This window comes from Klebsiella sp. 141251 (genome assembly GCF_050600725.1).
GTDB lineage: Bacteria > Pseudomonadota > Gammaproteobacteria > Enterobacterales > Enterobacteriaceae > Klebsiella > Klebsiella aerogenes.
On the sequence record NZ_JAQIRG010000003.1, the window covers coordinates 356,333 to 371,339 of the forward strand.

Annotated in this window: 14 protein-coding genes; 7 read left to right on the plus strand and 7 right to left on the minus strand. The window is 55.2% G+C overall.

Annotated elements, in window-relative coordinates:
• Complete coding sequence (gene aspS, locus PGR09_RS09430) at window positions 1–1,788, minus strand: aspartate--tRNA ligase (protein ID WP_020078458.1); 1,788 nt, start codon at window positions 1,786–1,788, stop codon at window positions 1–3.
• Between the two features lie 266 nt (window positions 1,789–2,054).
• On the opposite strand from aspS, the gene PGR09_RS09435 reads away from it, so the two are divergent.
• From PGR09_RS09435 to cmoB, 5 genes are read left to right on the plus strand one after another with little or no spacing between them, the layout of a single operon-like run.
• The gene (locus PGR09_RS09435; protein ID WP_213797646.1) at window positions 2,055–2,621 is read left to right on the plus strand and encodes a hydrolase; all 567 of its coding nucleotides are present in this window, start codon (window positions 2,055–2,057) and stop codon (window positions 2,619–2,621) included.
• The gene (locus PGR09_RS09440) at window positions 2,618–3,436 is read left to right on the plus strand and encodes a DUF72 domain-containing protein (RefSeq protein ID WP_047077750.1); all 819 of its coding nucleotides are present in this window, start codon (window positions 2,618–2,620) and stop codon (window positions 3,434–3,436) included. Before PGR09_RS09435 ends, PGR09_RS09440 begins: the two co-directional genes overlap by 4 nt.
• A 53-nt stretch (window positions 3,437–3,489) precedes the next feature.
• On the plus strand, window positions 3,490–3,885 hold the full coding sequence (locus tag PGR09_RS09445; protein ID WP_430916078.1) for an MAPEG family protein: 396 nt from the start codon (window positions 3,490–3,492) through the stop codon (window positions 3,883–3,885).
• Between the two features lie 39 nt (window positions 3,886–3,924).
• On the plus strand, window positions 3,925–4,668 hold the full coding sequence (gene cmoA / locus PGR09_RS09450) for a carboxy-S-adenosyl-L-methionine synthase CmoA (protein ID WP_015365981.1): 744 nt from the start codon (window positions 3,925–3,927) through the stop codon (window positions 4,666–4,668).
• Window positions 4,665–5,681, plus strand: a complete 1,017-nt coding sequence (gene cmoB / locus PGR09_RS09455; RefSeq protein ID WP_045390306.1) for a tRNA 5-methoxyuridine(34)/uridine 5-oxyacetic acid(34) synthase CmoB — start codon at window positions 4,665–4,667, stop codon at window positions 5,679–5,681. The genes cmoA and cmoB overlap by 4 nt, the downstream gene beginning before the upstream one ends.
• 128 nt (window positions 5,682–5,809) lie before the next feature.
• On the opposite strand, the gene cutC is transcribed toward cmoB, so the two are convergent.
• Both cutC and PGR09_RS09465 read right to left on the minus strand, forming a co-directional pair.
• Window positions 5,810–6,550 (minus strand): copper homeostasis protein CutC, encoded by a 741-nt coding sequence (gene cutC, locus PGR09_RS09460; protein ID WP_348875955.1) that lies wholly within the window; start codon window positions 6,548–6,550, stop codon window positions 5,810–5,812.
• Between the two features lie 79 nt (window positions 6,551–6,629).
• Window positions 6,630–7,199, minus strand: coding sequence for a VOC family protein (locus PGR09_RS09465; RefSeq protein WP_047045558.1), 570 nt, complete (start codon window positions 7,197–7,199; stop codon window positions 6,630–6,632).
• Between the two features lie 229 nt (window positions 7,200–7,428).
• Here PGR09_RS09465 and argS point away from each other — a divergent pair, with 229 nt between their 5' ends.
• A complete protein-coding gene (gene argS / locus PGR09_RS09470) occupies window positions 7,429–9,162 on the plus strand; it encodes an arginine--tRNA ligase (RefSeq protein ID WP_047077748.1) in 1,734 nt (577 codons plus the stop codon).
• A 79-nt stretch (window positions 9,163–9,241) separates the two neighbouring features.
• Here argS and PGR09_RS09475 read toward each other — a convergent pair whose 3' ends face one another.
• Together PGR09_RS09475 and PGR09_RS09480 are read right to left on the minus strand one after the other, a co-directional pair.
• Window positions 9,242–10,381, minus strand: coding sequence for a glycoside hydrolase family 88/105 protein (locus PGR09_RS09475; RefSeq protein WP_047045553.1), 1,140 nt, complete (start codon window positions 10,379–10,381; stop codon window positions 9,242–9,244).
• A gap of 4 nt (window positions 10,382–10,385) precedes the next feature.
• Window positions 10,386–11,969: an MFS transporter gene (locus PGR09_RS09480; protein ID WP_045390297.1), complete on the minus strand. Its 1,584-nt coding sequence runs from the start codon at window positions 11,967–11,969 to the stop codon at window positions 10,386–10,388.
• Between the two features lie 356 nt (window positions 11,970–12,325).
• Between PGR09_RS09480 and uspC the strand changes: the two genes are divergently transcribed.
• Entirely contained in the window at window positions 12,326–12,748 is a 423-nt protein-coding gene (uspC, locus tag PGR09_RS09485) for a universal stress protein UspC (RefSeq protein ID WP_045376202.1), read from the plus strand.
• Between the two features lie 28 nt (window positions 12,749–12,776).
• On the opposite strand, the gene otsA is transcribed toward uspC, so the two are convergent.
• On the minus strand, window positions 12,777–14,192 hold the full coding sequence (gene otsA / locus PGR09_RS09490; RefSeq protein WP_430916079.1) for an alpha,alpha-trehalose-phosphate synthase: 1,416 nt from the start codon (window positions 14,190–14,192) through the stop codon (window positions 12,777–12,779).
• Complete coding sequence (gene otsB, locus PGR09_RS09495; RefSeq protein WP_348875957.1) at window positions 14,167–14,970, minus strand: trehalose-phosphatase; 804 nt, start codon at window positions 14,968–14,970, stop codon at window positions 14,167–14,169. The genes otsA and otsB overlap by 26 nt, the downstream gene beginning before the upstream one ends.
• Between the last annotated feature and the right edge of the window lie 37 nt (window positions 14,971–15,007).

The following is a 15,007-nucleotide window of genomic DNA, read 5'->3' on the forward strand; positions in this document are numbered from 1 at the left end:
TTAGTTGTTCTCCGGAGACTCTTTTGCCTCTTTCGCCACAACCTGAATACCCAGTTCGCCTAACGCGGCAGGATTCGCGAAGCTCGGCGCTTCGGTCATCAGGCACGCGGCAGCCGTCGTTTTCGGGAAGGCGATAACGTCACGGATGTTATCGGTACCGGTCAGCAGCATGGTCAGGCGATCGAGGCCAAACGCCAGGCCGGCATGCGGCGGCGTGCCGTACTTCAGCGCATCCAGCAGGAAGCCGAATTTTTCACGCTGTTCTTGTTCGTTAATGCCCAGAATGCCAAACACGGTTTGCTGCATTTCACCGCTGTGGATACGCACCGAACCACCGCCGACTTCGTAGCCGTTGATGACCATATCGTAGGCGTTAGCCACAGCGTCTTCCGGAGCGGCTTTCAGCTCGGCGGCAGTCATATCTTTCGGCGAGGTGAACGGATGGTGCATCGCGGTCAGGCCGCCTTCGCCGTCGTCTTCGAACATCGGGAAGTCGATAACCCACAGCGGCGCCCATTTGGTCTCGTCGGTGAGATTCAGGTCTTTGCCCAGCTTCAGACGCAGCGCGCCGAGGGCATCGGCAACCACTTTCTTGTTGTCAGCGCCGAAGAAGATCATGTCGCCGTCCTGCGCGCCCGTGCGCTCAAGGATAGCTTCGACGATTTCAGCGTTGAGGAATTTCGCCACCGGGCTATTGATGCCTTCAAGGCCCTTCGCACGCTCGGTCACTTTAATATAGGCCAACCCTTTCGCACCGTAGATCTGTACGAATTTGCCGTATTCATCAATCTGTTTACGGGTCAGCGCCGCACCGCCCGGTACGCGTAAGGCAGCAACGCGGCCTTTGGCGTCGTTAGCCGGGCCGGAGAAGACGGCGAATTCGACCGCTTTCACCAGATCGGCTACGTCTACCAGTTCCATCGGGTTACGCAGGTCCGGTTTATCGGAACCGTAACGACGCTCCGCTTCGGCAAAGGTCATCACCGGGAATTGACCGAGGTCTACGCCCTTCACGTCCTGCCACAGCTTACGAACCAGATCTTCCATCACTTCACGCACCTGCGGCGCGGTCATGAACGAGGTTTCAACATCAATCTGAGTAAATTCAGGCTGACGGTCGGCACGCAGGTCTTCGTCGCGGAAGCATTTGACTATCTGATAGTAACGATCGAAACCGGACATCATTAGTAGCTGTTTGAACAGCTGCGGAGATTGCGGCAGCGCGTAGAATTTACCTTTATGGACGCGCGACGGCACGAGGTAGTCACGCGCGCCTTCCGGTGTGGCTTTAGTCAGCATCGGGGTTTCGATATCGAGGAACCCGTGATCGTCCATGAAGCGGCGCACGAAGCTGGTGATTTTGGCGCGGGTTTTCAGGCGCTGAGCCATTTCCGGACGACGCAGGTCCAGATAGCGGTATTTCAGGCGCGCTTCTTCGGTGTTGACGTGATTGGAGTCCAGCGGCAGCGCTTCCGCGCGGTTGATGATGGTCAGGTCAGACGCCAGCACTTCGATTTCGCCGGTGGCCATCTCGCGGTTGACGTTGCGCTCTTCACGCGCACGCACGGTGCCGGTGATTTGGATGCAGAACTCATTACGCAGTTCGGAAGCCAGTTTTAATGCATCCGCACGATCCGGATCGAAAAACACCTGCACGATGCCTTCACGGTCGCGCATATCGATGAAGATAAGGCTACCGAGATCACGACGACGGTTGACCCAACCACACAGGGTCACTTGCTGCCCCACGTGGGACTGACGTAGCTGTCCGCAATATTCTGTACGCATGAGATATCCCTTAACTTAGCCGCAGGCGGATGTTGCCTGCCATGCAGGCGACGAGGTCGCAGCTTTGCTGAATGTCACTACTGAATGAAAAAAGGCGGCTATTATACTGGAAATTCTGTCTGACGATAAGCCCGACGCAGTTTGTACGCTGCTTTGCTGCGCGCTTATTGCTTGTGCTCACATAAATTAACAAAATTTGTTACCCTTGAGCCGAATTAGCAACGGTATTGTAGCGGCCTGACAAGAGAACAAGATACGGGGATACCATGTTAGAACTCAATGCGAAAAAAACCGCGCTGGTCGTTATTGACCTGCAAGAAGGCATTTTACCCTTTGCCGGCGGCCCGCATCGCGCCGACGAGGTGGTGACGCGCGCGGCAAAGCTGGCTGAAAAATGTCGTCAACAGGGTTCGCCCGTCATCATGGTTCGCGTCGGCTGGTCCGCCGATTTCGCTGAAGCGTTAAAACAGCCGGTAGATGCGCAGGCTGGCGCCGCGAAGCTGCCTGAAAACTGGTGGGTCTATCCGCCGGCGCTTGGCAAGCAGGATAGCGATCTTGAAGTGACGAAACGTCAGTGGGGCGCGTTCTACGGTACCGATCTTGAACTGCAACTTCGCCGCCGCGGTATCGACACCATTATCCTTTGCGGTATCTCCACCAATATCGGCGTGGAATCCACCGCTCGCAATGCCTGGGAACTCGGTTTCAATCTGATCATCGCCGAGGATGCGTGCAGCGCCGCCTCCGCCGATCAGCATCAGGGCAGTATGACGCATATCTTCCCGCGCATCGCCCGCGTGCGCAGTACTGAGGACATTCTCGCCGCCTTATGATTTATATCGGGCTCCCGCAATGGTCGCACCCTAAATGGGTGCGCCTTGGCATCACCGGCCTTGAAGAGTATGCCCGCCATTTTAACTGCGTGGAGGGTAATACCACTCTGTATGCCTTACCAAAGGCCGAGATAGTCGATCGCTGGTATCAACAAACTCACGATGATTTTCGGTTCTGTTTCAAATTCCCGGCCACGATTTCGCATCAGGCGGCACTGCGCGACTGCGACGATTTAAGCCACGAATTTTTTACTCGTCTGGCGCCGCTGGAATCGCGCATCGGCCAGTACTGGTTGCAGTTGCCCGCCACCTTCGGGCCACGAGACCTCCCTGCCCTGTGGCATTTTCTCGATACGCTACCGAAAAACTTCACTTACGGCGTTGAAGTTCGCCATCCCGAGTTTTTCGCCAAAAGCGATGCCGAACAGCAGCTTAATCGCGGGCTACACCAGCGCAACGCCAATCGAGTTATCCTCGATAGCCGCCCGGTGCATAGCGCCGTCGCGCGTAATCCGGCGATGATCGACGCGCAGAAAAAGAAACCCAAAGTCCCGGTTCACGCGGTCATGACCGCGGAGCAGCCGATGGTGCGCTTTATCGGCAGCGATGATATGGCGCAGAATCGCGAATTGTTTCGCGTCTGGCTACAGACGCTGCCAAAATGGCATCAGTCGGCCACGCCGTGGCTGTTTTTGCATACCCCGGATATCGCCCAGGCGCCTGAACTGGTAGATACCTTATGGGAAGACCTACGCGCGGTGCTGCCGCAAGTCGGCGCCGCACCGTCAATTCCGCAGCAATCCTCGCTTTTCTGATATCCTGCTATGATAGTCGGAGCCACCTGACATAATTAAAGGGAGTTTTGGGTATGGTCAGCGCGCTGTATGCGGTTTTGGGTGCGTTATTGTTAATCAAGTTTTCCTTTGACGTGGTACGTCTGCGCATGCAGTATCGCGTCGGCTATGGCGACGGCGGTTTTAGCGAACTACAGGTCGCCATTCGCGTTCATGGCAATGCCGTGGAATACGTCCCCATTGGGCTTATCTTGCTGCTGTTTATGGAAATGAACGGCGCGCTAACCTGGATGGTGCACATTTGCGGTATTTTGCTGATTGCCGGGCGCCTGATGCACTCGTACGGTTTCCATCATCGCCTGTTCCGCTGGCGGCGTTCCGGAATGAGCGCCACCTGGTGCTCGCTGTTGCTGATGGTGCTGGCTAACCTGTGGTATATGCCCTGGGAGTTGGTTTTCTCCCTGCGTTAGCGCACAATACGCCGTTTTCGTTTTTTCGGGTTTAACGTTATGTCTCACCGCGATACGCTTTTTTCCGCGCCGATTGCCAGTCTCGGCGACTGGACCTTTGATGAACGGGTAGCCGAAGTCTTCCCGGATATGATCCAGCGTTCTGTTCCTGGTTACTCCAATATTATTTCGATGATCGGCATGCTGGCTGAGCGTTTTGTTCAGCCAAACACTCAGGTTTACGATCTTGGCTGTTCGCTCGGCGCCGCGACGCTTTCCGTGCGCCGCAATATTGCGCATCCGGGGTGCAAAATTATCGCCATTGATAACTCCCCGGCGATGGTAGAACGTTGCCGTCGTCATATTGATGCCTATAAAGCGCCAACGCCGGTTGAGGTTATTGAGGGCGATATTCGCCATATCGCCATTGAAAATGCCTCGATGGTCGTGCTGAACTTCACTATTCAGTTCCTCGAACCGAGCGAACGTCAGGCGATCCTTGATAAAGTCTATCAAGGGCTCAATCCGGGCGGCGCGCTGGTGCTTTCCGAAAAATTCAGCTTTGAAGATGCCAACGTCGGCGAACTGCTGTTCAACATGCACCATGACTTCAAGCGCGCCAATGGCTATAGCGAACTGGAAATCAGCCAGAAACGCAGCATGCTGGAAAACGTCATGCTGACCGATTCGGTTGAAACCCATAAAGCGCGCCTTCGTCAGGCCGGATTTGAACATGCCGAACTGTGGTTCCAGTGCTTTAATTTTGGTTCGTTGGTGGCGGTTAAATCCGAGGAACGGGCATGATCGACTTCAGTAATTTTTATCAGTTGATCGCGAAAGGGCCGCTCTCCCACTGGCTGGAAACCCTGCCCGCTCAGGTCGCGGCCTGGCAACGCGAAGCGCTGCACGGTAAGTTTCGCGAATGGGAACGCGCCGTTGAGTTTCTGCCCGAGCTGGCGCCCTGGCGTCTCGATCTATTGCATAGCGTCACGGCGGAAAGCGAAACGCCACTCAGCGAAGGCCACCAGCTGCGAATTGAAAATCTGCTGCGAAACCTGATGCCGTGGCGTAAAGGCCCTTATTCGCTGTATGGCATTAATATCGATACCGAATGGCGTTCCGACCTGAAATGGGAACGCGTGCTGCCGCATCTTTCCGATCTCACCGGTCGTACTATTCTTGATGTCGGCTGCGGCAGTGGTTATCACATGTGGCGAATGATTGGCGCCGGCGCGCATCTGGCGGTCGGTATCGATCCAACCCAGCTGTTCTTATGCCAGTTTGAAGCGGTACGCAAACTCATCGGCAACGATCAGCGCGCGCACCTACTGCCGCTAGGCATCGAACAACTGCCGGCGCTGGAAGCTTTTGATACCGTCTTTTCGATGGGAGTGCTGTATCACCGCCGTTCCCCGCTGGATCATCTGTGGCAGCTCAAAGATCAGTTAGCCCCCGGCGGCGAACTGGTACTGGAGACGCTGGTCGTTGAAGGTGATGAGAACACCGTGCTGGTGCCAGGCGACCGCTACGCGCAAATGCGTAACGTTTATTTCATTCCTTCCGCCGCCGCGCTAAAACAGTGGCTGGAGAAGTGCGGATTCATCGATGTGCGCATTGTTGATACCTGCGTCACCACCAGCGAAGAGCAGCGCCGCACCGAATGGATGACGACGGAATCACTCGCCGACTTCCTCGACCCGCATGACAGCAGCAAAACGCTGGAAGGTTACCCCGCGCCGCTGCGCGCGGTGATCGTCGCCACTAAACCAGAGACGCAACAGTCGCTGGCGAAAAAAGCGGCCGCGGCCAGGGCGTAATTCACCTCAGCCGACCACTGGCCCTCGTGGGATAAAAAAAGGCCCCTGTTGAAATTGCAGGGGCCTGGTACGGGCAATCATCATATTGGGCGACATGATGTGCAGCAAAAAACGGTTAGCTTCGCGGGCTAATCCCGCGCGGCAGAAATAATCTGTTTCATTTCCGCCACCGCTTCGCCGTTAACGGCATAGCGGCAATATTCATCGGCATCTGCGTCGGTGGACATCGATAACCCCGGATTACGAAAGCGCATCGGCGATGGCAACCACTGCCCCGCTGAGCTATGCACCTCTTTGAGGCCTGCCTGTAGAAACTTTTGCAGATTGGCAGCCCGCACTCCCGCTCCGGCCATAATGATTGGAGTATCGCCCAGCGCAATTAGTTCCATAATTTTTGCAAGACCTTGTTCCGCCGTTGGCCGTTGACCGGAAGTGAGGATGCGAGCAACGCCCAGTTCAGCAAGCGCATGCCAGGCCTGACGCGGGTCGGCGCACATATCAAAGGCGCGATGGAAGGTCACCGCCAGCGGACCCGCCGCCGCCATAATTTTTCGCATACGGGGGATATCCACCTGGCCGTCAGCATCGAGCACGCCAATCACCAGACCAGAAAAACCCAGATCTCTGACCGTCGCCACATCATCCAGCATGGCGGCAAATTCACCCTCGGTGTAACAAAAATCGCCGCCGCGCGGACGGATAATCGGATGAACCGGAATCGAGATATTGTCTCGCACCGAACGCAGCACGCCCAACGACGGCGTTAACCCGCCCTCCTGCGGCGCGGCGCAAAGTTCAATGCGATCGGCGCCGCAGCGCTGCGCCTCAAGCGCGCATTCCATGCTATAGCAGCAAACTTCCAGCAACATCGATTCCTTCTCCATTTTCATCACGGGCAGCACAGCATGTCACGATTTTTCCCCGCAGACGCCGCGCGGCTTCACACTGTTAAGTATCGGTTCGCTCGCTGGCGACGATTTGCTCGATCGACCAGGGATGGAATTTGATGGTCACTTTGCCGTCCGTGACCGCAAGCGTCGGGTTCGGCAAGCGTTCACGCTCCCCTTTCGGCGAGCTGGTTTTTACGAAAATTCCCGGCTGGCTGAGCCCGTCATCGGAAAGCAAGGCCAGCGCGCGAGCGTTGAGGGTTTCCGGCTCGCCCGGCAGAACGATTTCGATATGTTCCCAGCCTTCGTGCGGATAGCGTTTTTCCCCCGGCCATGGCAACTCCACAACCGTAAAGCGCCAGTGGGCGACACAAATAGGTTCGGCAAGCTTAAATAAGCAAATGGGGCGGCCATTAATGATATTTTCCGATAACAACGCGCCGCAACGCTCCAGCCCCTGCCGCCAGCGTTCCGCCGTAGTATTTTGATGACAGCGCAGCGAGATATGGTCGGCGTCCAGCGGCGCAAGCTCCAACCCCAACCGTTCGGCCAGCGCTTGCAGCGCATCGCTAAAACGCGGTAAATCCGCCGAAATATCTTTCAGTTCATCAATTTGCTGCCAGTTCGCCATCTTGCGCCTCGGTCATTGCTAAAAAGGCTAATTTATCCTGTTTCGCCGCCCCGACCAACCGCCAATCCGCGCGCCTGAACAACGAATGGTTATTCATTAAGCGTGCCGCTTTACAACTTGCGCGCGGTGCTGACGGCTGGGCGCAAATGCAGTATACTCCCGCCTTAATTTGTCCATGTTCCGGCGCCGCCCCACAGGGGTTCTCGCGCCTTAAAAGTAAGGTATTCCGGTGAATATTCAGGCTCTTCTCTCAGAAAAAGTCAGCCAGGCCCTGATCGCGGCAGGCGCGCCTGCCGATTGCGAACCTCAGGTCCGCCAGTCAGCAAAAGTTCAGTTCGGCGACTATCAAGCCAATGGCGTGATGGCAGTGGCCAAAAAACTGGGCATGGCGCCGCGACAACTTGCAGAGCAGGTACTGTCTCATCTCGATCTGAACGGCATTGCCAATAAAGTCGAAATCGCCGGGCCGGGCTTTATCAATATTTTCCTCGATCCGGCCTTCCTGGCGGAAAACGTCAATCTCGCGCTGCAGTCCGAGCGCCTGGGCGTGGCGAAACCACAGCCGCAGACCATCGTTGTTGACTACTCCGCGCCGAACGTGGCGAAAGAGATGCATGTCGGCCATCTGCGTTCAACCATCATCGGCGATGCCTCGGTACGTACTCTGGAATTCCTCGGCCATCGCGTTATCCGCGCCAACCACGTCGGTGACTGGGGTACCCAGTTCGGGATGCTGATCGCTTATCTGGAAAAGCAGCAGCAGGAAAACGCCGGCGAAATGGCGCTGGCCGACCTCGAAGGTTTCTACCGCGAAGCGAAAAAGCACTATGACGAAGACGAAGCGTTCGCCGAGCGCGCGCGTAGCTACGTGGTTAAGCTGCAGGGCGGCGACGAGTACTTCCTGCAGATGTGGCGTAAACTGGTCGACATCACCATGTCGCAAAACCAGATCACCTACGATCGCCTGAATGTCACCCTGACTCGCGATGATGTGATGGGTGAAAGCCTGTACAATCCGATGCTGCCGGGGATCGTTGCCGATCTGAAAGCAAAAGGTATGGCCGTCGAGAGCGAAGGCGCGACCGTGGTCTTCCTTGATGAATACAAAAACAAAGAAGGCGAACCGATGGGCGTCATCATCCAGAAAAAGGATGGCGGCTACCTCTACACCACTACCGATATCGCCTGCGCAAAATACCGTTATGAAACGCTGCATGCCGACCGCGTGCTCTACTACATCGACTCTCGTCAGCATCAGCACCTGATGCAGGCATGGACCATTGTCCGTAAAGCCGGCTATGTGCCTGAATCCGTACCGCTGGAACACCACATGTTCGGCATGATGCTCGGGAAAGATGGTAAACCGTTTAAAACCCGCGCCGGCGGTACCGTCAAACTGGCCGATCTGCTGGACGAAGCGCTGGAGCGCGCACGCCGCCTGGTGGCCGAGAAGAACCCGGATATGCCTGCCGATGAGCTGGAAAAACTGGCCAATGCGGTGGGTATCGGCGCGGTGAAATATGCTGACCTGTCGAAAAACCGTACTACTGATTACATTTTCGACTGGGATAACATGCTGGCGTTCGAAGGTAATACCGCGCCTTACATGCAGTATGCCTATACCCGCGTGCTGTCGGTGTTCCGTAAAGCCGGTATCGACGAAAGCGCGCTGGCTGCCGCGCCGGTGGTTATTAGCGAAGATCGCGAAGCGCAGTTGGCTGCCCGCCTGCTGCAGTTCGAAGAAACGCTGGCCGTCGTCGCCCGTGAAGGTACTCCGCACGTGATGTGCGCCTATCTGTACGATCTGGCCGGGCTGTTCTCTGGTTTCTACGAACACTGCCCGATCCTCAGCGCCGAAAGCGAAGAGACCCGTAACAGCCGCCTGAAGCTGGCGCAACTGACGGCGAAGACGCTGAAGCTGGGTCTTGATACTCTGGGGATTGAGACCGTAGAGCGGATGTAAAAACAAACCCGGTGAAAGCCGGGTTTGTTTTATCAGGAGCCCCGGTACGCGCGGCGTGGCCGGGGAGTCTATGCCGCTATCAGAAATACTTGCGCAGATATTCCGTCAGACAAAGAATCGCCATCGCCTGGCCGTACGGCATCGACGTCAGCGGAATTTGCCGATAAAAATCAAGATCGGAGCCCATCCCGGTACCAAACGAGGTTTGCAGCAGTTCCCCCTCTGGTGAAATATTTCGCACAATCCCGCGTATCGCCTTTTCGGCAACCTCGGTGTACTCCGCCCCGACATAACGCTTGCGTATCGCTTTCAGGATGCCGTAAGCAAAGCCCGCCGTCGCTGACGCTTCAAGGTAGGAATGCGGATCGTCGAGCAGGGTATGCCAGAGGCCGCTCTCATCCTGACAGTCAGCTAACGCGGCAATTTGCGCATTCAGTACCTGTAGCAGATAGCGGCGCACCGCACTCCCCTCTGGCAAATCCACCAGCTCAAGGAAGTCCGGGATAACGATGGTGAGCCAGCTGTTACCCCGCGCCCAGCGCGCACGCGCAAAGTTGTGCCGACCGTCGTAATTCCAGCCGTGGAACCACAGGCCAGTCTCTTTGTCCATCAGGTTCTGTACATGCAGCAAGAACTGATAGGTTGCTTCTTCAATGTAGTGCGGACGATTTAGTAATTTACCGATTTTGGCTAGCGGCAGCACCGTCATCATCAGCGTGTCATCCCACATCTGCTGATGGTTCTCTTCCGCCAGGGTAATGTGCTGCATGCCTCCCTGCTCGGTGCGCGGCATCTCATGCATCGCCCACTCGGCCCAGCTATCGAGCCACGGGAGATACTCCTGACGCCCGGTCTCTTCATAGCGATAAGCCAGCGTCAAAAACGGCGCCATGGTATTCACGTTTTTGGTGGTTGCCCCTTCGGCGAAGCGGTCGGCGAACCAGCCGTCAATGATATCGCGCATGGCGGTATCGCCGGTTTGTTGATAATACTGGTAGATGCCGTACAGCCCAACGCCGTGGGTCCATTCCCAACCGGCCCAACCTTTGGTATCGATGACTCGCCCGTCGTCCAGCCGCAGTAAAAATTGCCCGCTTTCATCCTTAATATTCACCAGGTTTTGCGTCACATTACGGATCAATGCCTGAAGCTCGCTGCGAGCGATAAAGCGCTCAGGCTGACGCAATAATGGGCTATGTTTGACCGGCCAAACTTTCATGTTCTTAACCTCTGGTATATGTCGAATTCAAAGCACCGCCCTGATTCAGCGCCGGGGCGGCAGGTTTATTGCGATTCAGGTAACCAATATTGTTATTGCCCCACAGGCATTCGTAAGGCATCCCCGCCAGCTGCTCAACCACCGCGCGGTTTTCCGCTGTCGCCCGCTCGGGCTGTGCGTAACCGACATCGCGCATCATTAGCGTCTCGGCGCGCAGCACGCTATGCGTATGCAGATTGAGTTTAAAGCGCAGGGAGACCAGGAAGCCGCAAGCCAGCACCACCAACGTACCGACGCTAAGGATCAACAGAATGGTATGACTCACGCCTTCCGGCTGAATTTTTTGCCCGGAGACAAAGCCCGATAGTTGCATGATGATGCCAACCAGCATCACCGCCCCCGCCTGGGACGCTTTGCGGGTCAGCGTCATGATTCCGGCGAAAATGCCCTCCCGACGCTGGCCGGTAATGACTTCGTCGACGTCGGCAATATAGGTGTAGGTATTCCACGGCACGTAATTAATGCCGCCGCGCCCCAGACCCGCGATAGCAGAAATGAGCAGCAATAATGAATAGACATCGCTCAGCCCCGCGTAATAAAGCACGGCATAAGAGAGTGAACTCAAACCGAACAGCACCACTACCATGCGGTATGAAGGCGCCGGGCCAAAGCGGATGCAGAGCGGGATCATGGCGATGACCGCGATAAACTGGAAGATAGCCATCGTGCCGAGTAAGTTAGAGGCGACGGAGGCATCCTGCATCAGCACAAAGACCACATAATAGGTAAACACCGCATTGAAAACGTCCTGCGCGATGTAACCGCCCAGATACATACCAAGATGCTGGCGGAAGATTTTAATGCGCAGCGTAGAGCTAAGCTCAATAAACAGCCGGTTAAGACTCTGCGCGAGGGTTAAATTGCGTTTTTCTTCTTCTGCGCGCAGCGCCGCTTCAGACCACGCTTCCCGCGGGCGCTCCCAGGTAAAAAACCAGACGAAGGTCAGCATCAGGGCGCACAGCACCGAAAAGACCAGGCTTGCGTAAAAAAAAGAGCTGGCGTTGTCTTTACCCAGTTGGGTGAGCAGAATCCCCGGTAAAAACGAGGCTAATATCGCCGACATTTGCGCCATGGAAATACGCGCGCCGGAAAATTTGGTCTTCTGTTTGAAATCATCGGTCATCTCCGGCACCAGCGTCTCGTAGGGCACCAGAATCATGGTATAGACAATATCAAACAGCAGATAAGTTGCGAGGTAATACCAGAACCCCATATCGCCTACCCACATCATTGAGTAGCTAAAGACACAGGGAATACCGAGCAAAATAAAAAATTTGCGTCTGCCGAATCGCTTACCCAGCCAGGTAGAGCCAAAATTATCGGTTAAGAAGCCCATCAGGGGGCTAACGACCGCGTCAAGTACGCGCGCGGTGGCGAAAATGAGCGTCGCCTCAATGGGTGATAGCCCACAGAAAGTGGTGTAAAAATAGAGTAGCCATGCTGCGGTAAGCGCGGTAGTTCCCGCGCCGAGAAAATCGCCGGAACCATAGGCGAGATAATTAGCCAAACCGATTTTTCGTGTTTTCATCGCCGTAAATCCTGTCTCTTTTTATTAGATAACTTCGGCTTTACCAGGGCTATACCGAAGTTTTGCGGATACATGGCTACAGTAAGATCATGAAAACCGTCTTACCTTTGCATTTTTGCCAGTACTAATCATTCAGTGGCAAAAAAACAAAGGGCCGGGCAACATGCGTCACCGATTTATAAAACAGCGTTTCTTTTAAAGCAAAAGAGAGAATCATTTTTGCGAGTCGGCTGCCAGAATCTGATAGCACACGGTTGGAGAAAGGGGTTTTTAACCGCGCGAATACCCCTTGTGGAAAGATGGAATTAGGAGTAAAGAAAGTAGAAAGATCCCGTTGCGTATCTCAAGGAGGCTAGATGCCCTACTCTCATCTGTTAGTCGCCGTCGCCCCAACGCCGGAAAGCCGCATGTTGGTCAATAAAGCGGTGTCTATCGCACGTCCGCTTAATGCGCAGGTCAGCCTGATCACGCTGGCGACAGATCCGGAAATGTATAATCAGTTCGCCGCGCCGATGATGGAGAATTTGCGTGAGATTATGCAGGAGGAGACACGTAGCTTTCTTAATGAACTCGCCGCCCAGGCGGACTATCCCATCAGCAAAATGACCATCGCCAGCGGCGAACTTTGTCATCACGTGAAGGATTTTTGCCGTCAGCATCACGTCGACCTGGTGATCTGCGGCAACCATAACCAGAGCCTGTTTTCCCGCGCAACCTGTTCAGCGAAGAATATCGTCGGCAGCAGCGGGGTCGATGTGCTGTTGGTTTCCCTGGAATAAGCTGATGCCGAAGCATCAGCCATTTTGACTACGCGGAGGGAGTAACTACGGTTGGCTGCTGGCAGCTATCTTCATGCGACTTTACCCGCTTTAGATCGGCAACGAATTGCGCCTGCCAGTTATCAATATCATTACTCTCGATCGCCTTGAGCATTTTGGCATGGCGAATAATTCGCTCCGCAAGCGGCATAGTCAGAGCGCGGTCCAGCGCCGCCGCCACTTCATCGCGATCGTAAGGGTTGACGATGAGCGCGGAAGTCAGTTCATTCGCCGCGCCAGCGAACTGCGATAGCACCAACACCCCAGGGTTTTCAGGGTCCTGCGCGGCGACAAACTCCTTGGCCACGAGGTTCATGCCATCGCGTAGCGGCGTGACCAGCCCCACATCCGAATAACGAAATACCTTCATGAGTAGTTTGCGATCGAAGTGCTGATTCAAATAATACAGCGGCGTCCACCCCAGTTGACCATAGTGGCCGTTGATTCGCCCGGCGGCCGTTTCCAGTTGATGGCGGATATCCTGATAAGCCTGAACATCGCCCCGCGAAGTGGGCGCTATCTGGGTATAGCGAATTTTTCCACGATGCTGCGGGTAGTTTTCCAGCAGCGCCTCGTAAGCCTGAAAACGCTCCGGCAGCCCCTTGGAGTAATCCAGGCGCTCAACGGAAAAAATATTCTTAACTCCTTTTAGTTCAGCTTTCAATTGAGCCAACTTCGGCGGCAGCGGCCCGCTGGCGCTGCGCGCGACTTCCTGAGGTTCGATGCTTATCGGATAGACGGCAGTACGGAACGTCTTACCCCAGGCACGGTATTGCTGGTGACCCACTTCGCACAAGGTCGTTTGTTGGGCGACGCAATCAACAAATGCCTGCCGGTCGTTTTCGGTCTGAAAGCCGAGTAAATCATAATCACAAAGCTGTTCAAGAAGCTCCGCATGTGGAGGTAAAGCGTTGAATATTTCAGGCGTCGGAAACGGAATATGCAGGAAGAAACCGATGCGGTTTTTGACGCCGTTTTTGCGTAATTCACTGGCAAATGGCAATAGGTGATAATCATGAACCCAAATCATATCGTCGTCGGCTAGCAGCGGCAGCAGCTTTTGCGCCACAGCGGCGTTAACGCGCAGATACCCCTCCCACGCCGGACGCTGAAAATTGACTAAGTCGAGACGATAGTGAAACGCGGGCCATAGCACCGCATTGGAAAACTGATTGTAGTAGAGCTCGTGATCTTCTTCGCTAAGGTTGAATGAGGCCCAGGAAATATCCCCTTTACTCACCTTCTTCAACGGCTGGCTATCATCGCCGATCTCCCCACTCCAGCCAAACCACGTGCCGCCGCTCGCCTTCAGCGCACCTAAAATACCCACCGCCAGGCCGCCAGCGCTGGCCTTTTTATCATTCGGCGTTGCAATACGGTTAGATACTACGACTAAACGACCCATGGTCATCCCTCCCGTTAGTGAATACATCCAGGCATTGCGTATTGTCGACGACGTGACGTAACCACTGATGTACGGCGGCAACATTTGCCAGCCGCCAGCGCGCCTGTGTGTCGCCTTGTCCAACTTTTATCGATACTCCGCCTAATTGATTAACCATAGTAAAACCCGCCTCATCAGTCAGGTCATCGCCGATAAATACCGGCTTTCGTCCCGCAAAAGGCGCTTCCCGCATAAACGCGGCAATCGCTTCACCTTTGTTAATCCCGCGCGGTTTGATCTCAACGACACACTTCCCTTGCTGAATGGCCAGAATCGGATAATGCTGCACGATATCCTGCGCCAATGCCAGGATGGCGCTCTGGTGTTGTGGCGCCTGGCGATAGTGCAGCGCAAAAGCGATGCCTTTATCTTCCAGTTCACTGCCAGGCAGCGCCTGTAGCGCCGAAGTTAATGCTTCGCCGACCTCACGGCTCAGCGCCGGCGGTAGTGATACATCATGTCTTTTTCCATTGATATCGCGGCGTTCAGCCCCGTGGACGCCGGCAAGCGGCAATCGCCAGTGACGGGTAAGTGCGTCGAGCTCTGCGAGTGAGCGCCCTGAAATCAATGCCACAGCGTCATGTTGCTGCTGTGCCAGTAATCGCAACATCTGAAGGACGTCTTCGGGGATAACAACCTGATCGGGATGAGGTTTGATATCGGCAAGCGTGCCGTCAAGATCCAGAAAAAATGCGTGGTTTCCGGTTAGCTCAGGCGGTACAGATATCTGGTCAGCCACCCTGTATTCCTCCTTATCATGGCCAGCATTACGCTGG

What these genes read in the sequence shown, in the direction of transcription:
- aspS (WP_020078458.1), bottom strand. Translation starts at nt 1,788, where the DNA reads ATGCGTACAGAATATTGCGGACAGCTACGTCAGTCCCACGTGGGGCAG.
- PGR09_RS09435 (WP_213797646.1), top strand. Translation starts at nt 2,055, where the DNA reads ATGTTAGAACTCAATGCGAAAAAAACCGCGCTGGTCGTTATTGACCTG.
- PGR09_RS09440 (WP_047077750.1), top strand. Translation starts at nt 2,618, where the DNA reads ATGATTTATATCGGGCTCCCGCAATGGTCGCACCCTAAATGGGTGCGC.
- PGR09_RS09445 (WP_430916078.1), top strand. Translation starts at nt 3,490, where the DNA reads ATGGTCAGCGCGCTGTATGCGGTTTTGGGTGCGTTATTGTTAATCAAG.
- cmoA (WP_015365981.1), top strand. Translation starts at nt 3,925, where the DNA reads ATGTCTCACCGCGATACGCTTTTTTCCGCGCCGATTGCCAGTCTCGGC.
- cmoB (WP_045390306.1), top strand. Translation starts at nt 4,665, where the DNA reads ATGATCGACTTCAGTAATTTTTATCAGTTGATCGCGAAAGGGCCGCTC.
- cutC (WP_348875955.1), bottom strand. Translation starts at nt 6,550, where the DNA reads ATGTTGCTGGAAGTTTGCTGCTATAGCATGGAATGCGCGCTTGAGGCG.
- PGR09_RS09465 (WP_047045558.1), bottom strand. Translation starts at nt 7,199, where the DNA reads ATGGCGAACTGGCAGCAAATTGATGAACTGAAAGATATTTCGGCGGAT.
- PGR09_RS09475 (WP_047045553.1), bottom strand. Translation starts at nt 10,381, where the DNA reads ATGAAAGTTTGGCCGGTCAAACATAGCCCATTATTGCGTCAGCCTGAG.
- PGR09_RS09480 (WP_045390297.1), bottom strand. Translation starts at nt 11,969, where the DNA reads ATGAAAACACGAAAAATCGGTTTGGCTAATTATCTCGCCTATGGTTCC.
- uspC (WP_045376202.1), top strand. Translation starts at nt 12,326, where the DNA reads ATGCCCTACTCTCATCTGTTAGTCGCCGTCGCCCCAACGCCGGAAAGC.
- otsA (WP_430916079.1), bottom strand. Translation starts at nt 14,192, where the DNA reads ATGGGTCGTTTAGTCGTAGTATCTAACCGTATTGCAACGCCGAATGAT.